Origin of the sequence: Pedobacter sp. Hv1 (assembly GCF_001412215.1) — a bacterium.
In the GTDB taxonomy this organism is placed as follows: Bacteria; Bacteroidota; Bacteroidia; order Sphingobacteriales; family Sphingobacteriaceae; genus Pedobacter.
In genome coordinates this window covers 276,971-298,866 of sequence record NZ_LLWP01000009.1, presented here as the reverse complement: position 1 = coordinate 298,866, position 21,896 = coordinate 276,971, and the positions used below count along the sequence as shown (strand labels likewise).

Here is a 21,896-nt window from a genome sequence, read left to right as displayed (position 1 = left end):
TTATATATTTAAGGGCATTTAGTTCCTGTATACCCTGGTACTGTAGTATCTCTTTCTTGCGCATTTATTACTATTTCAGCAGGGGTAAGGTTCACTATACCAAGCTTTGCAAGGGCTGTAGCTCTTTCAGTACTAAAACTAGAGTTGAAAGACTTTATTACTCCTGCCAGACCACTAATAAAATCTTGGTGAGCCATTGTGGCGTGCTGTGGATCAACAGCCCCCATTAATCTACCTCCGTTTACTTCAAATCCATTAAATTGTCTTTGAAATTCGACATCTCCTAATACCTTCTTCTTATGCGCCAAATAAGCATGCATGGCCTCGTGGTACATAGTAACTAAGATATATTCCTTACTTGCTTTACCAAGCATAGTTGTATTCAATCCAAGGCCATAGATATTTTTTCCCATGATGAACCCGAATTTATTCAATTCACCATCAGTTTGAGCATTTAATGAAGGATCAGCATAAAAATTTATTTTGATATCATCTTTTTTCCCAAACATCTTATTTATTTTATCTGCAATATCCCCCTTTAAACTAGGCATATTTTCAACAAGAGATTTTGCGCAAGGATATCCATCCAATTCATTCATAATTTCCCCTGGCTCAGGTTCAGGATCACCACCATTCCCAGCAGGCCCTGGAATATAGCCTCCCTCTTCTTCCTCTTGCGGCACATCGCAATACCTGGTTTGCGTTTCATTATATTGTTCCCAAGTACATTCCATATAGCCGCCACCACCATAGCCTTCTATACCCGTTGTAGAAACACATTTTTCTCTCCATTTTAAAACATTTATGGTACCACATGGTGCCATTGCCTGGGTTTGCAGACCCGAATTTTTAGCTTTACTAAGGCCATTTACAATTGAAGCTTTGGTGCCTGCGGTAACTTTTCCTTTTGTAATGATCCATCCTTTGGCCAAGGTTCCGTCCATTTCGTAAAAATTAACGATCCCATCAAAGTCTTGATAGTTTTTATAGCGCAACTGCTGCAATTTTTCGGGGTGGTTAAATGCAATCAATTCCATAAAACAGGTTTTAAGGTTACCTTTCAAATCTTCAAATATCAGCAACTTGGTTAAACTGCTGTTCACCAATTGCTCGGCATTTCTTTTATCAACAACTGTGGTTGTGGCAAATACACGTTTGGGGTTTTTAAGGCTAACTTCATAAACTTTACTGCCGTCAACTATGTTTACATTGATCTTGGCCCAATCTGGAGAAAGAGAATTGATCCAATTGTCGTTGTTAAGTACTAGGCTTTCTTGTCGGCCGTACGATTGTTTCAAGCTGTTCAGTTTGGCATTTTCTAAAGGTAGCAATTTGTTGGTCTCCTCATTGGTAATTTTGTCCTTTGCACACGAGCTGATAACCAGCAGTACAACTGCCAGCATGCCCCATAAAATAGTTTTGTTTTTCTTATTTGGTGTAATCATTGGTAAATGAATGTGGTAAAAAATTAATTGTTTACATAGCTGTTAGTGTTAAGGAACTATGTTTGTTTTTTTAAACTTTCAGCAAAGTTATTTTTGCACATGCTTTATACAAGTTACCTTGTCCAGAGAGCCATATACTTTGTACGAAACGACCAATTCTTTATCCGAGACCTTTTTACAGTTGAATAGAGCACAAACCTTAAATAGGTTTGCTTAAATTTTCTTACATTTAAGAAAACTCCATCAAATGAATGCCAACGAACAATTGATCCATCATTTTTATACCTGCTTTCAGCAAAAAGATTATAAAGGAATGCAGGCCTGTTATGCAGATAATACTACTTTTAGCGATGCTGTTTTTAAAAATCTAGACGCAGCTCAGGTGAAGGCAATGTGGGAGATGTTGATTTTAAAAGGGAAAGACATGCGTGTAGAATTTGGTCAGATTGCTGCCAATGAGAATGCGGTAAAAGCCCATTGGGATGCCTACTATACTTTTTCCCTAACAGGCAACCAAGTAATCAATAGAATTGATGCTACTTTTGAAATAGAAAATGGTAAAATTGTCAAACATATCGACCATTTCAACTTTTATACCTGGGCTAAACAAGCCTTGGGCATTAATGGCATTTTGTTTGGGTGGACAGGTTTTTTGCGCAAAAAGATAAGTACTCAGGCCATGAAAAACCTGAGCAGCTTTATGACCAAGAAGTAAATTATTTACTTAGATAAGTGACAATGGCATTAACATCCAGCTTTTGCTGATCGCCACTTTCCATGTTTTTAAGTGTCAGCATTCCGCTTTGCACTTCATCTCCACCAATTAAAAGTACATAAGGGATTCGTTTGGCATCAGCATAACTCATCTGCTTTTTAAGCTTCGCTGCCGATGGATATAACTCTGCCGAAATATTAGCTGTTCTTAACTGTTGTAAGATGGGTAAGGCATACAATTCAGCTGCTTCATCAAAATTACTGATCAACACTGTTGTACCTTGTGCAGTAGCCGTTGGGAAAAGGTTCAACTCTTCCAACACATCGTAAATCCGGTCTGCGCCGAAAGAGATACCAACACCTGTCAAATCTTTTAAACCGAACATGCCTGTTAAATCATCATAACGACCGCCGCCGCCAATACTTCCCATGGCTACCTCATTGGTTTTCACTTCGAAAATACAACCTGTATAATAATTTAGACCTCGGGCCAGCGTAATATCTAATTCAACTACTGTTGAAAGATTTGAGATTGGAGATTTAAGATTGGAGATATAGTTGAAGACTGTTTCAATTTCTTCAATTCCTTTTAAACCGATTGTAGAGTTGGCTAAAACAGATTTCAGGCTTTGCAGTTTTTCACTGTTTGTACCTTCTAATAAAATGACTGGTTTTAACTGATCAATATCGGCAGTGGTAAATCCACGCTCTATTAATTCTTTTGTTACGCCATCAAAACCAATTTTATCCAATTTATCAATGGCAACTGTCATGTCTACAATCAACTCTGGTTTACCGATAATTTCGGCTATGCCTGATAAAATTTTCCGGTTATTGATTTTGATGTTAAAATCTTTTAGGCCCAAATTGCTCAGCGCTTCATGATAGATCAACACAAACTCTGCTTCGTTGAGTAAAGAAGGCGAGCCAACTACATCGGCATCGCACTGATAAAACTCTCTATAGCGGCCTTTTTGCGGTCGATCTGCACGCCAAACTGGCTGTACCTGAAAACGCTTAAAAGGAAATGAAATTTCACTCTGGTGCATCACCACGTAGCGGGCAAATGGCACAGTTAGATCATAGCGCAATGCTTTTTCCGAAACCAAAGGCAACAAGTTCTTCGAATTGTATTCAAAACTTTGATCCTTCTGCTTTTTATTGTCTGCTTCTTTTAAAAAATCTCCGCTATTTAAAATCTTGAAGATCAATTTGTCCCCTTCATCACCATATTTACCAGTTAAGGTAGACAAGTTCTCCATACTTGGTGTTTGTATTTCGGCATAACCATATTTTTTGAAAACCGTTTTAATGGTATCAAAAATATAATTGCGTTTCACCATTTCTTGTGGCGAAAAATCTCTTGTTCCTTTTGGTAAACTGGGCTTGGTAATAGACATGGGGCAAAAATACTAAAAAAGATGGCAGTTTTCAGTTCTCAGTTTTCAGTTGGTAATTCTCAGTTGATCAGAGTTTCTTCCTATTCGGCATCGTAGATGATTACCTTTTCAAAAAAGATCCTAAACTCATCCAAAAATGCCTGATGGATAGGGTGGCTTTGGTAAACATCATGACCGGCCATATCTTCAAAAAACAAAACGAGGCTAAAAGTGTATGTGGTATCTACCACCGCTCGTTCTATTGGAGCTGGTGTACCAATATGAAAATATTTTACAACAGCAATTTGCTCTAAAGAATCTAATCCTTTACGGAAGGCTGTTAATTGTGCTGCTGTGGTGTCGGCTTTTAGCCAAAATAATACGTGATGGGCGATCATGGTTTTTAATTTTATAGCCCAAAAATAAGCTTTTTGACTTTCGTTCGAGCAAAAAAATCAAGTCACAATAAATTAGAATTTAATAACGATCAGTCAGCCTATTTAAAAATGTAAGATGAAAGCAATTCCCTCTTCCATCTTACATTTTCCATTTTATTTTTGAGTTGCCGCCCAAGCATCCATTTTAGCTTCAAATACGCTTAATGGTAAAGAACCATCTTTTAAAACTTCGGTATGGAAAGCAGAAAGTTTGAATTTAGCACCCAATTCTTTTTCGTACTTAGCTCTCAGTTCTCTTATTTTCATGGCTCCTGTTTTGTAACCCAATGCCTGAGCCGGGATACCCATGTAACGCTCAATTTCTGCAGTGGCACCTTCTTCACTTATCGCCTCATTGTCCATCATGTATTTGATGGCTTCTTCTCTGCTCATGTTTTTGGTATGGATGGCCACATCAACCACTAAGCGGATGGCACGGTGCATCTCATCGCCCAAAGCACCCATGTGTTGATACGGATCTTGATATAGGCCCAACTCTTTACCCAATGATTCGCAATACAAAGCCCAACCCTCTACATAAGCATTGTGGAAACCAAACCTGCGAAATTTAGGCAATGAAGTATTTTCTTGTGTTAAAGAAATCTGATAGTGGTGCCCTGGGATAGCCTCATGCAAAAACAACGATTCCATACCAGATGTGATGTTGAACTTTGTGGCATCTAAAATAGGCACATAAAATATCCCTGGTCTTTTGCCATCTGCAGAACCTTGGTTGTACTCGGCACTGGCAGATGCTGCTCTAAAAGCTTCGGTTTGTCTAATTTCAAAAGGTGTTTTAGGCTCATGGTCGAACATTTTTTTCAAGTTCGGTTTCATCCTTTGGTGAATATCTTCAAAAGCAGCCAATACTTCTTTTGGTGTTTTGTAAGGCATAAACTTAGGGTCTGTTTTCATGTATTCGAAAAATGCTTTAAGATCGCCTTTAAAACCTACCAGATTTTTGATGCTATCCATCTGTGCCTTAATTCGGGCCACCTCTTTCAAACCTGTCTGATAAATCTCTTCTGGTGTTTTTTTGGTAGTGGTCTGCTGACGCACTAAATAGGCATACCATTCGGCACCACCTGGCATAGCCGACATGCCCGAAGTTGTTCTGGCTTTAGGGAGGTATTCATTCTGCAAAAAGTCGCCTAATTTTTTATAGGTAGGCACAATTACGGTTTGAATGGTTTTTTTATATGCTTCAGTTAATCTTTTCTGATCTGCTGGAGAAAAGTCTTTAGGCATCAGTTTAATTGGTCCATAAAACAAGCTCTGCTCTGGGTTTGCCACCACCATGCTCTGCATTTGTGGAACCATTTTAACCACCAATGCTTTAGGTAACACAATGTCTTTTTGCATCCCCTTTTTAAAATTGCCAATGGCTGTATCTGCCCAAACGGAAAATGCAGTAACACGTTTCAACCAATCTTCGTAATTCTTTACCGTTTTAAAGGGTTGCGCTCCTGTTCCAGACCCTAATTGACCAATGGTTAAAGGCAAGGCAAACATTTGGTTAAACGGCAAATATTCTGAGTGGTATTTAAGCCCTTCTATGTTCATGTCTAACTGATCCTTTAAAAAATCATACGACAGTTTATCGTTTGCATTTAAGCTTTCCCTGTCGTATTTGGTCAAACTATCCAGAAAGCGTTTATTAAAGTCTCCATATTCCTTGATATAAGCTACCGACCCATCATTGGGTAAAAGGTCATTGTATCTTTCATCGCCAATAAACGTGGCGTTAATGGGATTGAGTTTCAAGCCATCCTCATAATATTGCTCGCATAAAGCTGCAAAGTTTTTATTGGCTTCGGTGGTAGGCTTACCTGATTGTTTACAAGCACTGATTGTGGTTACAATCAATAAAGCAAAAGCTAGTTTTTTCATTGTTCAGTTATATAAATTTATAAAGTTGGTTTTTTAAAGACAGACTCAGTATGTTCTATGGCTTGGTTAAGTTGAGTTCTATGATTGGGAATATGCGCTATTTTATCAAGTTTAAGACTTAATTAAAGATACTGCTTTTATACATACAAATTTCATTTCCTGTCAGAAACTCTACAGTTTTCCGCACCTTAAAAATCTTAAGATTCTGATTTTCAAATAATTTAAAAATAAGCACATCTCATTCTAAATAAATCTATTATCTTCAAAAAATTTATCAACTAAGTTTTTAATTAACGCTTCATCTATGAAATTAACCTCTACTCAAAAAACAATGAAATTTCTTCGAACGGCAGGGTTCTTCCTCCTACTTTGTTACGCTTGTCCTTCCTTCGGTCAATTGGTTCCGATTTCTTTAAAAGAACGGATTGAAAATGCAACCATTATTCTTGAAGGCAAGGTAATCAGTCAAGCAGCCTATTGGGATGAAACCCAAACACATATTTATACAGCCAATACTGTTGAGGTGTATAAAGTATTTAAAGGACAACTTACGGCAAAGCAAGTAGAAATTATTACCCGTGGAGGGATTGTGGGAGATAGAATGGAGCGAATTAGCAACACATTAGAATTGAAAGTTGGTGATGCTGGCGTTTTTACAACTATTCCAAATAAAGCTAAAATAAATACCACAACACAGCTCACAAAGTTGAAAGCTTATGCCGGAATTCAAGGCTTTATAGCCTATGATACAACAAATGCGACAGCAAATGATGTATTTAATAATTATAAAAACATCCCTAAAGAGCTTCATTCGAAAATTGTTGATCAAACTAAATCCAATTTTAAAACTATTCAAAAAGCACCTTTTAAAATTGAGCTACAATGATTAAGAAAACCCTAAATTTCCGCTTCATCTGTTGCTTTTTATTTTTTGCTTTTATTCTTTCTTCAACGGCTTTTAGTCAGGTGGATACTTTTAGCCCATCCCATATCACTGCAGGGACAGGAAGTGTATTAACTATTACAGGATCAGGCTTTGGGCCGCACAAAACCGCTAATAACTCTGTGTATTTCTATATTGGTAGAGCTAGCCAAGGAATAGCTAGACCTTTAGAAAGCGATTATCTATTATGGTCTGATACAAGAATTGAAGTAAAAGTACCTTCGGGTGCTGGAGATGGACCAATTTATATAAAAATGGATAACGGAACTGTAAAAGCCATACATCCATGGTTGATTATTGATTATGATATTTACAATGTTTCCGGCAAGGAGACAAAACTATATGATGACAATGGTTCTGGAGGTTATACTTTTAATTTACATACCAGTCTCAACTCAAACAATAAAGCCAAAGCTGCTTTTTTGAATGCTTTTGAAACGTGGAAATGTGCAACAGGTGTAAATTGGAAAATTGGAGAACCGACTAGTTCTCGATGGGGAGGTAACATTATTCGGATTGTAGATGATGAAGAGATGGATGTAGGGGCTGCAGCTCAGACTTCAACTATTCATGTGCTCAGGGGAAATACTTGGTACCTCGTTGGTGTCAATATCACTTTTAGCAAATTAAATCACTGGTTCAAATTCAATTCAGGTGAACCTGGATTATATGACTTTGAAAGTGTCGCCTTACATAGTTTAGGCAAAGCACTGAATTTAGGGGTTGTTATCAATCAAAATGATGTGATGTACTGGGGTCGTCAGGTAACAGAAACTGAAAAAAGGACACTCAATACCAATGATATTAATGCGGGGAGGTATATGGTAAACCTAAGCCAAATTGCTTCAGGCATTGAGCCTCCTATGATTCCTTTATCGCCAGGAAGTTGTGCCCCAGCTTATAGCTTTATCAATTCCTTTAGTCCAACTACAGCAAGAAGTGGTGAAGTAATAACCATAACAGGGACAAATTTTACTGGCGCTACTAAGATAACCTTTGGTGGTGTGCCAGCTGCTTCTTTCACAGTAGTTTCGCCAACAACTATTACAGCCGTAATCTCAAATGATGGTGCTTCTGGAGAGGTAAATGTAAGTGGGCCAGGAGGAGTGGCTGCAGCAACTGGGTTTATCTTCATCAGTAAATTACCTCAAGTTTTTACCTATAATGCAATACCTGTAAAAACCTACGGTGATATAGATTTTGATCCTGGCGTTACAGCAAATACCGGACTACCCATTACTTATACCAGTAGTAATCCATTAGTTGCGACCATCGTAAATAACAAAGTACATATGGTTGGGGCTGGTTCTGCTATCATTACTGCAACACAGGTTGGTAACGCTACCTATAGTCCTGCGATTGTAAACCTTAACCTGTTTGTAAGCAAGGCTATTCAAAATATAGACTTTCCTACTATACCAGCTAAAAGGATTTCTGATCCTGATTTTGACCTCAATGCTGTTGCAAGCTCTGGATTGGAAGTTAGTTTTACCAGTTCTAACCCAAGCGTCGTAAGTATTATAGGATATAAGGCACATATTGTTGGGGCAGGAAGCACAACTATTACAGCAATCCAGAATGGGAATAACAATTACAGTGCGGCGACACAAGTATCCAATAGCTTAACTATTAGTAAGTTTTTGCAAACCATTACCTTCCCTAACCTTAGCGCAAAGGAACTGAACAGCCTAGATTTTGATCCGGGCGCTTCTGCAAGCTCGGGATTGGCCATCACTTACAATAGCTCAAATCCAGCGGTAGCAACCATTGTAAATAATAAGGTTCATATTGTGGGTGCAGGATCGACTACAATTACTGCTTTACAGGTAGGAAATACAGAATTTGCTTCAGCAACCAAAGAGGTCGAATTGGTAGTAAATAAAGCCAATCAGACGATTACTTTCCCTAACCTAATGGTTAAAAATTACAATGATGCAGATTTTGATTTAACTGCTACAGCAAGTTCAGGATTGTCTGTTAACTATAGAAGTTCAAATCCTTCGGTAGCTACCATTATAGGTAATAAAGTCCATCTCATTGCATCAGGCTCTACAACAATTATTGCATCACAAACAGGAAATACAAATTTTAATGCTGCAACAGAAGTAACTCAAATTTTAGATGTTGTATTTACCTTGCCAGTAAGTAATTTCACTGTTAAATCAACCGATGTAACTTGTAAAGGTAGCAATAATGGTGCTATTCAGATTACCGCCACACAAGCCCTAAACTATACAGCAACTATTATTGGGAATAATAAAACCACCACACACCCATTCAATAGTGTTTTGGCTTTAAATAACCTCCCTGCTGGAACTTATAATGTTTGTATTACCATTGCCGGGCAAGCAGGCTATAAACAATGTTTTGATTTAGCAATTAAGGAGCCTAAAGACTTAGCTGTTTATTCAAACCTAAAAGATGGCGGGAATACAGTAGTGCTGAAACTAGAGGGTAGCAATTTTTATAGAATTGAATTAAATGGTAAAGTATTTACAACAACTGATCAAGAAATTTCACTTCCATTAATCAATGGAAATAACATTGTTAAGATATCTTCAGATAAGCTCTGCCAAGGCATAGTGGAAAAAACATTTATCACTACAAATCGTATTTCACTCTACCCGAATCCAGTAAAAGATATGCTTTACATTTCTACTGGGAGTACAGAATCAAATCAGGCCAAAATAGAAGTTCATTCGCTAGATGGAAGATTGGTACATACTAGCCAGCATATTTCAGAATATGGAAGAATAGGTGTCAATCTTTCCAAACTAAGTAAAGGCTTACATGTACTTACCCTGTCTATTGGCAATACAAAAACTATCCACAAGATTATAAAAGATTAAGAATAAACAATGAAAAGATATTTATTTCTATGCCTAGCATGTTTAACAATATTAAGCTGTGAGAAAACCCCAGAGGTAATAGATCCACCTACTAAAGCAGTATTGTCGCTTCCGAACAATAACGAAGCTTGCATAAGTGGAACTATAATTTCACCAACTTTAAGTTCTATTCTATTTAAATGGACGGCATCTCAAAATGCCGATTCATATGAAATTACTGTAAAAAATCTCGAAAGTGGGGTAACTACTAGTCAAACTACTGCCAATATCGAATTACCTATAACATTAACGAGAAATACTCCCTATTCGTGGTTTGTAACTGCTAAATCATCAAAAACCAGCACAACCGCAAAAAGTGAAGTTTGGAAGTTCTTTAATGCTGGAGATGCACTTAGCTTTTATAGCCCTTTCCCTGCCGAAATGATTAGTCCAACAATGGGACAGCGCATTACGCCAAACGCTGGAAAAACGACCTTACAATGGACTGGTAGCGATGCAGATAACGACATTGTAAATTATGACATTTATCTAGGCACTACTAATACTCCTACATTATTAAAAAGCAACCAGGTGGGGCTTACATTAGCTGATGTAGCTATAAATACAGGCACGACCTATTATTGGAAGGTGATTACTAGGGATAGTAAAGGAAATACTTCAGACTCGGGAGTTTATATATTCTACACCAACTAATTTATCATCAACAACAAAAAGAAGAGTATCGTTTATCATTATTTTATTTTTGTTGCAAATTCACGCTAACAAAAAAGGCTACCCAAACAGGTAGCCTTTTTATTAAATCCTCAGACAAGCTCAGGATCGTCAATTATGTTAAACCAATAACCTTACTGGTTCTTCTAATAACGCTTTTAAGGTTTGTAAGAAAGCAGCGCCTGTAGCACCATCAACCACACGGTGATCGCAGCTTAAAGTCACTTTCATTACATTACCTGGTACAACAGCACCATTTTTAACCACTGGTACTTGTGCAATACCGCTTACGGCAAGGATACAAGCATTTGGCGTATTGATAATTGCTGTAAATTCATCCACGCCAAACATTCCTAAATTAGAGATAGTGAATGTTGAGCCTTCCATTTCGGCAGGTTGTAGTTTTTTAGATTTTGCTTTTTGAGCGTACTCTTTTACCTCAGCAGAGATATGGCTTAATGATTTGCCATCAGCAAAACGGATTACAGGCACCAATAAACCTTCATCAACCGCAACAGCTACACCAATGTGTACATGTTCATTGGTACGGATGGTATCGCCCAAGAAAGATGAATTGATAGCAGGGTGTTGTTTTAAGGCAATCGCTACTGCTTTTAACACTAGATCGTTGAAAGAAATTTTAACTGGAGCATATTCATTCATTTTGGTACGGGCCGCAATCGCTTGGTCCATATCAATACTCATGGTTACATAGAAATGCGGTGCAGTAAACAAGCTTTCAGATAAACGTCTGCTAATTGCTTTACGCATTTGGGTAACTGGTCTTTCGCTAAATTTCTCTTCGCCAACAAATGAAGGAATTGCAGGAGCTACTTTTTCTGCAGCAGGAGCAGCAGTAGTAACTGGAGCCGCAGCAGCAGGTTTAAAGTTCTCGATATCTTTTTTAATGATACGACCACCATCTGCACTACCAGCAACCTGAGCAAGATCTATCCCTTTTTCTTTGGCAATTTTTTTAGCCAAAGGCGAGGCAATGATACGACCAGTATTTGCATTGGCAGCTACTTGAGGTTTTGCTTCTTCTTTTGCTGCTTCAGCTTTAGGGCCTTCAGCCGGTGCTGAACTTGCAGCTTTAGCCGGTGCATCACCTTGTGCTAAAATAGCAGAGATATCTGTTCCTTCCGGCCCAACAATAGCGATAATGCCGTTTACTTTGGCAGCTTCACCCTTGTTTACGCCAATATGCAATAAAGTTCCAGTTGCATAGCCCATTACTTCCATAGTAGCCTTATCGGTTTCTACATCAGCTAAAACATCATCATCCTTAACTTTATCACCTACTTTTTTATGCCATTCGGCAATAACGCCTTCGGTCATGGTATCACTTAATAAAGGCATACGGATTACCGTTACTCCTTTTTTGCTCAGTTCTTCTTCACTTAAGCCACCACCTTGTGCTGGTGCTTTAGCTTCTTCTTTTGGTGCTTCTTCAGCTTTCGGTGCATCTGCTTTAGCTGCACCACCTTCAGCCTCAAGTGCTGCTTTGTAATCTTCACCTTCTTTACCGATTACTGCAATTACAGCATCAACCGGAACAGCTTTACCTTCTTCAACGCCAACAAACAATAGCGTTCCGTCCCAGTAAGACTCTAAATCCATAGTCGCCTTATCGGTTTCTACTTCGGCCAAAACATCGCCGCTCTTAACTTTATCGCCTACTTTTTTATGCCACTTCGCCATTACCCCTTCGGTCATGGTATCGCTCATTTTGGGCATTTTTACTATATCAGCCATTTATATAAATCTATTGAAAATGCGTTCTAAAAAATTAATCTTGGTATGGATAGTCTGCTTGTACATAAACATCTTTATAAAGCTCTGATGCGTCTGGCCAAGGAGATTCTTCAGCAAATTTCACTGATTCATCAACTATTGCTTTTACTTTTTCTTCAATCTCAGCTATCCATTTATCATCGGCATATTTTTCTGCCAGAATAACTTCTCTTACTTGCTCAATTGGATCTTTTGATTTGTATTCTTCCAACTCGTCTTTTGAACGGTATTTTGCTGGATCAGACATCGAGTGACCACGGTAACGGTAAGTTCTCATTTCTAAGAAAGTAGGTCCTTCGCCACTACGAGCACGTTGAATAGCTTCGTCCATTGCATTGTGTACTGCAACAGGATCCATTCCATCAACTGGTGCACAAGGCATATCGAAACCTAAACCAATTTTATAGATATCTGTCATGTTGGTGGTACGTTCTACAGAAGTTCCCATGGCATAACCATTGTTTTCGCAAACAAAAATTACAGGTAGTTTCCATAACATGGCCATGTTAAAGGCTTCGTTTAAAGCACCCTGACGAACTGCTCCGTCGCCCATGTAACAAATATTTACATTTTTAGTGCCTTTATATTTCTCAGCAAATGCAATACCTGCACCTAATGGAATTTGACCACCTACAATACCGTGTCCACCGTAAAAGTTATGTTCTTTACTAAAGATGTGCATTGAACCACCTTTACCTTTAGAGCAACCAGTTATTTTACCATACATTTCTGCCATGATACTGTTTGCACTTACACCTAATGCCAAAGCATGTGCGTGATCACGGTAAGCTGTAATCATAGAATCGTCTGGTCCCATTGCAGAGATTGCGCCTGCAACTACTGCCTCTTGGCCGATGTATAGGTGGCAAAAACCACGTATCTTTTGCTGTCCGTATAACTGTCCGGTTTTTTCTTCGAACTTGCGCATCAGCAACATCGACTCAAACCACTTCAAATAGGTATCCTTATTTATTTCTACTGCACTCATGTTGAGGTATTGATTTTTATTTATGAGAGCAAATCTAATTTTTTTTATGCAATTTCTGACATCATTTAATGTAAAATTATCTTTGTGGAGCTGCTAAACTATTAGATTTTAAGCCTTTTAATCAATTTGTTGCCTTTTTATTTTTTTGCAATTTGACAATACTTGGGATTAATATTTCTTGCTTTCGCCAATTCGCGATAAATTTTAGAATGAATTAAAAAAAACAGGGAAATATTATTCTGTTAGTCATATTTATAGATGGGCCTATTTACTAGAAGTCTAATTTTGATTTTGTTAACAGAAAAACAATTAAAATGATACGTTAGCGCAGGTAAAAACGCAACAAATGTTAATAACTTTTACAAATGACTGAAAAACATTTGGATAACATATTCAAATAACATATTTTTGCTACCCTAACAATAAGCCCTAGTGGTGTACGTTTAAGTGTAAGTGTCATTTTTACCCAAACTTAACAGTATAACATGATTAAAAAGTTTTTGTTCTCCCTATTGATCATCACTTGTAGCTACTCTGCTACATTTGCCCAAAGCAAAAAGACAAAAGAAGTTCAAAGCAAGGCAAAAGAGACCAAGGTAGAAGATCCAGATAACTTAGCTTCACAATATTTCTCGCAAGTAATGGGTGTTGCCGTAGATGCAACTTCGAACTTAAAGCTATATAAATTTATATACGAGTGGATTGGAACTCCTTACCGTTTTGCAGGTAATACCAAAAAAGGAATTGATTGTTCAGCCTTTGCAAAAACCATTTACGATAAAGTTTTCAATACCAATATTCTACGCAACTCTGGCGATATTTTCGGAATGACTGTTCCATTGTCTAAAGACGAATTGAAAGAAGGTGATTTGGTATTCTTTAGAGGTAATGGACGTAAAATTTCGCACGTGGGTGTTTACTTAGGCGATAATCGTTTTGCTCATGCTTCATCATCACGTGGTGTGGTAATCAGCAACCTTAACGAACCTTATTACGCCCGGATCTTTTTTAAGGGTGGCCGAATCATCGAATCGGGCAAAAAGGACTTTGTTGAAGAATAGTTCAACTTTTCTAATTCACTAAAAATATTATAATCCTCCTATCAACCCAGGGGGATTTTTTTATACCTCACCAATGAAAAGATTTTTCGCTCTTGCTAGTTTCACCCTACTTGTTGCTTATTTTTTATTGAGCTGTCAAAGTAAAACAACTACAGCTATCCAACAACCCAATTCAAGTCAGGATAGTTTACATCAAATAAAAGATACCATTAGCATTGTTGCAGTAGGCGATATCATGTTGGGATCTGCATTTCCAAGTAAGCTCAATCTTCCACCTGATGATGCCATCAACAGTTTTAAAGCAGTTGATTCATTTTTAAAGGGAGATATTGTTTTTGGGAATTTAGAAGGTTGTTTTTTAAATAACGGCAATTCTTCTAAATGTAAAGGCGCCAACCCCAACAGCTGTTATGCCTTTCGGATGCCCGATCGCTATGGTGAGATTTTTAAAAAAGCTGGATTTAATGTACTTAGCATTGCGAATAACCACGTTGGTGATTTTGACAGTAGAGGCCGAAAGAATACAGCAAGGATCTTAGATTCATTGCAGATCAAATATGCCGGACAACTGAACAAACCTTTCGATATCTTCGAAAAAGATAGTGTAAAATATGCATTTTGCGCTTTTGCGCCTAATGAGAATACCGTTTCCATTAAAGATATAGACAGTGCCAAGAAGCTAGTTGCTGCCTTAAAAAAGCAGGTAGACATTGTAATTGTGTCCTTTCATGGCGGTGGCGAAGGTGCCAATTTTGAACATGTAACCCGACAAACAGAGATTTTTTACAAAGAGAACCGAGGTAATGTATATGCTTTTGCCCATGGCGTAATTGATGCAGGCGCCGATGTGGTTTTAGGTCATGGGCCACATGTAACCCGAGCCGTTGAAGTTTACAAAAACAAATTCATTGCTTATAGTTTAGGTAATTTCTGTACCTATGGCATGTTTAGCTTAAAAGGTCCGAATGGTTTTGCACCCTTGCTTCAATTAAAGATCAATGCCAAAGGCGATTTCCTCTATGCCGATGTAGTTTCAGTAAAACAGGATAAAATTAATCGTTTAACACTTGATGAGAATTTTACCGCTTTTAAAAAGATCCAAAGCTTAACTGATGTTGATTTTAAAGATCATCAGTTAAAATTTGAGCACAATAGGATCTCTCTAAGAGATTAAATCTTATTAAAAAAGCGGCACCAAATTAAGGATGCCGCTTCTTATTCTTTATTTATCTTTTAACTTCAATTACCAAACCCCTAACCTATTTGCTGGGGCAATGTACATTTTAGCTGTAGCAGGAACATTGAATGCTTTGTAAAATGCTTCCATGCTATACACAGGCCCATTTACCCTAAACATTTCTGGCGAGTGTGGATCTGTTTTGATACGAACACGCATATTTTCGTCTCTATCTTTAATTCTCCATACTTGAGCAAAGGCCAAGAAGAATCTTTGGTCTGGTGTAAAACCATCTATTTTCTTGGCGGCTTCTTTACCTTGTTCGGTTAGTTTAAAGGCATCGTAAGCGATAGCTAAACCACCAATATCAGCCAAGTTCTCTCCCAAGGTTAAATTGCCATTTACATGTTGATTGTCTAACAAAGTAAACCCGCTATACATGGCAGCAACTTTGTCTGCTTTGGTTTTAAACTGATCGGCATCGGCTTTTGTCCACCAATCTTTCATGTTTCCTGCGGCATCATATTGACGTCCTTGGTCATCAAATCCATGGGTCATTTCGTGACCTATTACCGCACCAATTGCACCATAGTTAATGGCATCATCAGCATTGGCATCAAAAAATGGGAACTGCAAAATTCCGGCAGGGAACACAATTTCATTAAATGTGGGATTGTAATACGCATTTACCGTTGGCGGGGTCATTACCCATTCTGTTTTATCAACAGGTTTACCAATTTTCCCAATCATTTCGTTATAACCGTGCATTCTTGCGTTACGGGCATTGCCTAGGTAATCGCCTTTGCTAATGGTTACATCATCAAAATTCTTCCATTTTGTAGTATAGCCTATTTTCTTTAAGAAGATATTTAGTTTTTCTGTAGCCTTTGTTTTTGTTTCGGCACTCATCCAATCTAACTTCGCAATGCGTGTAGCAAATACCTTTTGTAGGTTATTTACCAATTCGTCCATACGTTTCTTAGCTTCTGGAGTAAAATATTTTTCTACATAAAGCTGCCCTAAAAGATCGCCCAAATTTCCATCTATTCCATTGATCAATTTTTTCCATCTTTCAGACTGTTTCTTCTGCCCATTAAAGATCTTATTGAAATTGAAAGAGGCATCTACAAACGATTTACTTAAAAAACCTGCATTTCTAGCCATGTAATCGTACTTGAACTTCGTTTTCCAAACGGCTATCGGCTGACTTGCCAACAAAGTACTCAATGCTTTGAAATAGGTAGGTTGCCCCACATTTACACTGTCTGTTTTGACTTTCATTGTTGCAAAAAGTGCAGCAACACCAAGGTTTGGCGCCAACTGTTCCAATTGTGCAACGCTCATTTTATTGTAGTTCTTTTGTGGGTCTCTTAGCTCCTCTGGGCTACGATGCGATTTGGCAATTTCCGTTTCCAAAGCCAATATGTCGTTTGCATTTTTAGTAGCTGTTGCCGCATCCACACCTGTTAAATTAAATAGTTTGGCCGCATAGGTAACAAAACCCGCTCTCGCCACTTTAGTGGTACTATCTGTTTTAAAATAATAATCCTTTTCTGGCAATGATAAGCCTGATTGATAGAAGGAAGCTATATTTTTAGTGCTATTTTTCTCGTCTGCACCAACGCCCATGCCTAATAGACCTGCTTCATCTGTTTTAGATAGCTCGGCCAATAAACTAACCAATTCTTTATAGTCTTTTGCGGCATCTATCTTAGCCAGAACAGGTTTAAGTGGTTCGGCTCCTAATTTTTCTATCGTAACGGTATCCATTCCGCTGGCGTAATAATCGCCAACTTTTTGTTTGATACTCCCTTTAGCTGCATTTTCTTTCTCTGCTTCTTCTACAATCCCTTTCAACTTTTTAAGATTGTCTTCATATAATGTATAAAAGCTGCCCCAACCACTCTGATCGTCGGGAATAACCGTATTCTTCATCCACTTCCCATTTGCATACATAAAGAAATTGTCTCCAGGATTAACCGAAGTATCCATTCCGGCAGTATCAAGAAACACTGTCCGTTTTTCGGTACTGGTGTTTTTACTTTGACAGGCTATAATTAAAGCCATGCCAATTAATGGTAAACCAAATTTTAGTTTCATACATGTTTGATTAAAAAATAAAATATTTAAAATAAAGCTACATAGAAAATCAATTTATTAGTAATATTGATTAGAATTTAACAAAATGAAACCATGATTTACGTTCCTTATGTCTTCCTTTTTTTTGGACTGATTGTCCTACTTAGCTCTTTTGTAACTGTAAAACAGGGTACAATTGCAGTAATTACCATATTTGGCAAATACCGCAGACAGCTCAGTCCGGGTTTAAGTTTAAAAATCCCTTTGATAGAGCAGATCCACTCTAGGATTTCTATCCAAAATCGTTCTGTAGAACTTTCATTCCAAGCAGTAACACATGATCAGGCCAATGTTTATTTTAAGGCGATGTTACTTTATTCTGTTTTAAACCACGATGAAGAGACCATTAAAAATGTTGCCTTTAAATTTGTTGATGCCAACAATTTGATGCAGGCTTTAATTCGTACCATTGAAGGCTCGATTAGGGCTTATGTAGCTACACAAAAGCAAGCGAATGTATTGGCCCAAAGAAATGAAATTGTAGACCATGTGAAACACCAGATCGATCAGGTATTGGAAAGCTGGGGTTACCACTTACAAGATCTTCAATTGAACGATATCACTTTTGATGAAGAAATTATGCGCTCCATGAGCAGGGTAGTTGCTTCTAATAACTTAAAAGCTGCTGCAGAAAACGAAGGCCAAGCTTTATTAATTACCAAAACAAAAGGGGCAGAGGCTGATGGTAATGCCATTAAAATTGCTGCTGCTGCAGAGCGTGAAGCTGCTCAATTGCGTGGACAGGGTATTGCTTTGTTCCGTGCTGAAGTAGCGCATGGTATGACAAAAGCTGCCCAGGAAATGGAGCAGGCCAATTTAGATATCTCTGTTATTTTATTCACCATGTGGACTGAGTCTATTAAACATTTTGCCGAGAATAGCGATGGCAATGTGATTTTCTTAGATGGCTCTACAGAAGGTATGAATAAAACCATGAAAGAGATGATGTCTATGCAAATGGCTAAAGAAAAGAAATAGAATAAATAAATATTCCATAAAAAAAGTCCAGCACTAAGTGTCTGGACTTTTTTTATGTTTTATAATTGAGCTTATTTATTAAATGGAGGAATTACATTGGTTAATTTTCCATCAACATTGGTCAACTTCATTAAATCAACCATAATCTTCAAGCTTTCATCTTGTACAAAATCAAAAGCCTCATCTTTGGTTGTTTTATCTCCTTTTTTAACTGGAGCTAAACCTCTAGATACCCTCAATTGATTTAAACGAGCTAATGATTTTGTTTCCAGTTGATCACGCTCTGCTTTCAATTTTGCCTCATTCAGCGAAATAGATGTTTCTCCATCACGTTTCTTAGAGTCTGCAATATCTTCTTGTAATATTTTATAAGCTACAGAGTTTTGCATTCTTTCGTTGTGTAGCTTTAACAACTTCATTTTTACATCGCTTAAATCTGCAACCAATTTAAAGTTAGAAGGTTTCACCATATCAAATGGTAGCGCAGATGGTTCTGTATCTTCGCCAATTTTATCTAATGGATAAATTGATGGGAAGTTAAAATCAGGAATAACACCTTTGTGTTGTGTACTGTTACCGTTGATACGATAAAATTTACCCATGGTTAAATTGATTACACCCAATTGAGGCGTGCCATCTTTATCCACAACAATTGAACTCGAAGAAGCAGGGGCTCCTTGTTTTGCACCTGGTTGGTTATCTGGCTGTGATTTTTTGAACACCGCAGCCATTTTCTGTAATAACGAAGGCTCTACCAGTCTATTTAAATCGATAGAAGACTGTACTGTTCCTTTACCATAACTTTGTGTACCCATTACCACACCTCTACCATAGTCTTGTATCGCTCCAGCAAAAATCTCAGATGCTGATGCACTTAAACGATCAATCATTACCCCAAATGGGCCAGACCATGCAACACCTGCATTTTTATCTTCATCAACTTCAACAGAACCTCTTAAATCTTTTACCTGTACAACTGGTCCTTTATCAATAAATAAACCTGTTAGGTCAATAGCTTCCACCAATGATCCACCTCCGTTTGCACGTAAGTCCATTACAATGGCGTCTACTTTATCAATATTTTTTAAGGTATCGATTAATAAACGCACATCACGTGTGGTGCTTTTATAATTAGGATCTCCTGCGTTTGCAGCTTTAAAATCTGCGTAGAATGCTGGTACATCTATGATCCCAATTTTAAATGGTTTACCATCAGATTGGATCGTTTTAACAGATTTTTTAGCAGACTGATCTGCTAAAATTACTTTCTCTCTTACCAGTGTAATTACCACTGGTTTAGAAGAAAGCTCTTGTCCTACCGGAATAACTTTCAATCTTACAGTTGTACCTTTTGGTCCTTTGATTTTAGCTACGGCGTTATCAATTCTCCAACCAATAATGTCTTCAAATTCTCCGTTTACTCCTTGTGCTACCGCAACAATTCTATCGCCAGCATTAATTTGTTTGCTTTTAAAGGCAGGTCCGCCTGGTACTACCGATACAATTTTAGTTACCTCATTTTCTAACTGTAAAGTTGCCCCGATCCCTTCAATAGAACGTGACATTTCTTGGTTAAATGTTTCTGCATTTCTAGGATTAAAATAATTGGTATGTGGATCAATGGCTTCAGTAAATGAATCCATTAAGATCTGAAATACATCCTGATTATTGAATTTCGCAGCTTGAGATTTTAAGTTCTCATAACGTTTAGTCAATGTTTCGATATTTTTTGCTTGATCTGTACCTGCAATTTTTAGGTTTACCAACTCGTATTTCACCCTTTTTTTCCAAACATCATCTAATGCGGTACTAGTAGCTAGCCACGGCATTTTCTCTCTATCATAGGTATAAGTGTCATTTTGATTAAAATCATACTTTTCTTTAATCTGAGCCAATGAAAAATTCACACGCTCATTGTATCTTTTTAAATAAACATTAAAGATATAGAATGGTGCAGATAAGTCTCCAATTCTGAAATCGTCATCTAACGTATTTCTATATTTTTCAAATTCTTTAATATCGCTAGCCAAAAAATAATATCTTGATGGATCTAATGCTTTAATGTACCTGTCGAAAATGACAGATGAGATCGAGTCGTTTAGTTTTATCTTTTTGTAATTATAATTCTCTATCAGTTGAACAACCTCTCTACAAACCAAGCTTTGTTGCTCATCTGGTTTGATATTCTGTACACCATCAACCATTTTTTGGGCCTTTGGTGAAGCACTACATGCCAACGCTGCGGCAGTGAATGTTATCATTAATATTCTTCTCAACATCTCTTTAAACAGTTTAAAATCCATTTCGTGTAAATCAGCATCCAATATGATACCAATTTCTTAAATAAACAAAAAAGATACAGCTTTTAAGTGTATCTTTTTTGTAAAGTTTATAAATATAATACTTTAAATTAAGAAACTAACTTGCTTTTAATGGCCAACAACACTAATCCAACAATGCTTTTTACTTTTGTTTTCTTAAAAATATTTTTTCGATGCGTTTCTACGGTACGCCTACTAATGGCCAAATGAGCAGCTATTTCCTCATTACTATACTCTTGGGTAATGAGCTTAATAATCTCCACCTCTCGTCTACTTAAAACATCAATAACTCTTATTGTATTATTCTTCATGTACAAAGTGTTGGTCCATCTTATTGTAGATGATTGTTGATGGAAACAAAAATTGAAAAAAACATGACGAGGCACAATACCAAGTTCAGGGTATATTCATCTACCCATTGGTAGGTACACCATTAAATAATCTTATGGTCGTAAGCATATTTTAGCAATCCAACGATACTTTGTGTACCCGTTTTTCTGAATATATTTTTACGGTGGGTTTCTACAGTACGCTCGCTGATGAACAACAGGTCTGCAATTTTTTTATTGCTCAATTCACGCTCAATCAAACGGATAATCTCTATTTCACGATTGGTTAAATGCGACTCTTCCTCATTGCGTTTAAAAGCCTTCATGAGTTCTTGGGTTACTTCATCGCCAAAAAAAGTTTGCCCACTGGCCAGCTTATCCAAAGCGGCGATCAACTCTTGCTTTCCTGTATTTTTTAAGATATAGCCAGACACACCAGCATCTATCATTTCTTTGATCACTTGACGTTCGCCAAACATAGAAAGGGCCAAAACTTTAATGTTCGGGAATCTTTTCTTGACATTTCTGGTCAATTCTACCCCAGACATTTCTGGCATATTGATGTCTGTTAGTAAGATATCAACTTCCAATTCTTCTAACATGGCCATTACTTCTTTGGGTTGATGACAAAACCCCACCAATGCGTATCGTTCTTCGTTATTGAGCAAAGAACTTAAACCGTCTACAACCAATTGATGGTCGTCAACAATAAAGAGATTTATTTTAGGCACATTTTCCATC

General features: G+C 37.5%; 17 protein-coding genes. 7 read left to right on the top strand and 10 right to left on the bottom strand.

The features are described from left to right. Nucleotides 1-8 precede the first annotated feature (8 nt). A complete protein-coding gene (locus tag AQF98_RS17480; RefSeq protein ID WP_055133256.1) occupies nucleotides 9-1,445 on the bottom strand; it encodes a hypothetical protein in 1,437 nt (478 codons plus the stop codon). 247 nt (nucleotides 1,446-1,692) lie between these two features. Here AQF98_RS17480 and AQF98_RS17475 point away from each other — a divergent pair, with 247 nt between their 5' ends. Then, complete coding sequence (locus AQF98_RS17475) at nucleotides 1,693-2,160, top strand: nuclear transport factor 2 family protein (protein WP_055133255.1); 468 nt, start codon at nucleotides 1,693-1,695, stop codon at nucleotides 2,158-2,160. 1 nt (nucleotide 2,161) lies between these two features. On the opposite strand, the gene hisS is transcribed toward AQF98_RS17475, so the two are convergent. From hisS to AQF98_RS17460, 3 genes are all read right to left on the bottom strand, one after another. Continuing rightward, complete coding sequence (gene hisS / locus AQF98_RS17470; protein WP_055133254.1) at nucleotides 2,162-3,559, bottom strand: histidine--tRNA ligase; 1,398 nt, start codon at nucleotides 3,557-3,559, stop codon at nucleotides 2,162-2,164. An 80-nt stretch (nucleotides 3,560-3,639) separates the two neighbouring features. Then, nucleotides 3,640-3,936, bottom strand: coding sequence for a Dabb family protein (locus tag AQF98_RS17465; RefSeq protein WP_055133253.1), 297 nt, complete (start codon nucleotides 3,934-3,936; stop codon nucleotides 3,640-3,642). Nucleotides 3,937-4,089: 153 nt separating this feature from the next. After that, nucleotides 4,090-5,865, bottom strand: a complete 1,776-nt coding sequence (locus AQF98_RS17460; RefSeq protein ID WP_055133252.1) for a DUF885 family protein — start codon at nucleotides 5,863-5,865, stop codon at nucleotides 4,090-4,092. A gap of 304 nt (nucleotides 5,866-6,169) precedes the next feature. Between AQF98_RS17460 and AQF98_RS17455 the strand changes: the two genes are divergently transcribed. The 3 genes from AQF98_RS17455 to AQF98_RS17445 are packed head-to-tail and all read left to right on the top strand — an operon-like array spanning nucleotide 6,170 to nucleotide 10,350. Continuing rightward, the gene (locus tag AQF98_RS17455; RefSeq protein WP_152969750.1) at nucleotides 6,170-6,751 is read left to right on the top strand and encodes a hypothetical protein; all 582 of its coding nucleotides are present in this window, start codon (nucleotides 6,170-6,172) and stop codon (nucleotides 6,749-6,751) included. Then, nucleotides 6,748-9,657 (top strand): T9SS type A sorting domain-containing protein, encoded by a 2,910-nt coding sequence (locus tag AQF98_RS17450; protein ID WP_055133250.1) that lies wholly within the window; start codon nucleotides 6,748-6,750, stop codon nucleotides 9,655-9,657. The genes AQF98_RS17455 and AQF98_RS17450 overlap by 4 nt, the downstream gene beginning before the upstream one ends. Before the next feature lie 9 nt (nucleotides 9,658-9,666). Continuing rightward, nucleotides 9,667-10,350 (top strand): hypothetical protein, encoded by a 684-nt coding sequence (locus tag AQF98_RS17445; RefSeq protein WP_055133249.1) that lies wholly within the window; start codon nucleotides 9,667-9,669, stop codon nucleotides 10,348-10,350. Between the two features lie 138 nt (nucleotides 10,351-10,488). Here AQF98_RS17445 and AQF98_RS17440 read toward each other — a convergent pair whose 3' ends face one another. Together AQF98_RS17440 and pdhA are read right to left on the bottom strand one after the other, a co-directional pair. Beyond that, nucleotides 10,489-12,123 (bottom strand): dihydrolipoamide acetyltransferase family protein, encoded by a 1,635-nt coding sequence (locus tag AQF98_RS17440; protein ID WP_055133248.1) that lies wholly within the window; start codon nucleotides 12,121-12,123, stop codon nucleotides 10,489-10,491. 34 nt (nucleotides 12,124-12,157) lie between these two features. Beyond that, complete coding sequence (gene pdhA, locus AQF98_RS17435) at nucleotides 12,158-13,150, bottom strand: pyruvate dehydrogenase (acetyl-transferring) E1 component subunit alpha (RefSeq protein ID WP_055133247.1); 993 nt, start codon at nucleotides 13,148-13,150, stop codon at nucleotides 12,158-12,160. A 485-nt stretch (nucleotides 13,151-13,635) separates the two neighbouring features. Here pdhA and AQF98_RS17430 point away from each other — a divergent pair, with 485 nt between their 5' ends. Together AQF98_RS17430 and AQF98_RS17425 are read left to right on the top strand one after the other, a co-directional pair. Beyond that, nucleotides 13,636-14,211: a C40 family peptidase gene (locus AQF98_RS17430; protein ID WP_055133246.1), complete on the top strand. Its 576-nt coding sequence runs from the start codon at nucleotides 13,636-13,638 to the stop codon at nucleotides 14,209-14,211. Nucleotides 14,212-14,284: 73 nt separating this feature from the next. After that, entirely contained in the window at nucleotides 14,285-15,385 is a 1,101-nt protein-coding gene (locus tag AQF98_RS17425; protein WP_055133245.1) for a CapA family protein, read from the top strand. A gap of 69 nt (nucleotides 15,386-15,454) precedes the next feature. Here AQF98_RS17425 and AQF98_RS17420 read toward each other — a convergent pair whose 3' ends face one another. Further along, entirely contained in the window at nucleotides 15,455-17,488 is a 2,034-nt protein-coding gene (locus AQF98_RS17420; RefSeq protein ID WP_055133244.1) for a M13 family metallopeptidase, read from the bottom strand. Between the two features lie 93 nt (nucleotides 17,489-17,581). Here AQF98_RS17420 and AQF98_RS17415 point away from each other — a divergent pair, with 93 nt between their 5' ends. Then, nucleotides 17,582-18,505, top strand: coding sequence for an SPFH domain-containing protein (locus AQF98_RS17415; RefSeq protein WP_055133243.1), 924 nt, complete (start codon nucleotides 17,582-17,584; stop codon nucleotides 18,503-18,505). Nucleotides 18,506-18,576: 71 nt separating this feature from the next. Here AQF98_RS17415 and AQF98_RS17410 read toward each other — a convergent pair whose 3' ends face one another. From AQF98_RS17410 to AQF98_RS17400, 3 genes are all read right to left on the bottom strand, one after another. Continuing rightward, nucleotides 18,577-20,808, bottom strand: coding sequence for a carboxy terminal-processing peptidase (locus AQF98_RS17410; RefSeq protein ID WP_055133552.1), 2,232 nt, complete (start codon nucleotides 20,806-20,808; stop codon nucleotides 18,577-18,579). Between the two features lie 107 nt (nucleotides 20,809-20,915). Further along, entirely contained in the window at nucleotides 20,916-21,137 is a 222-nt protein-coding gene (locus AQF98_RS17405) for a response regulator transcription factor (RefSeq protein WP_055133242.1), read from the bottom strand. Nucleotides 21,138-21,259: 122 nt separating this feature from the next. Continuing rightward, nucleotides 21,260-21,895 (bottom strand): response regulator transcription factor, encoded by a 636-nt coding sequence (locus AQF98_RS17400; RefSeq protein WP_055133241.1) that lies wholly within the window; start codon nucleotides 21,893-21,895, stop codon nucleotides 21,260-21,262. Nucleotide 21,896: the final 1 nt, after the last annotated feature.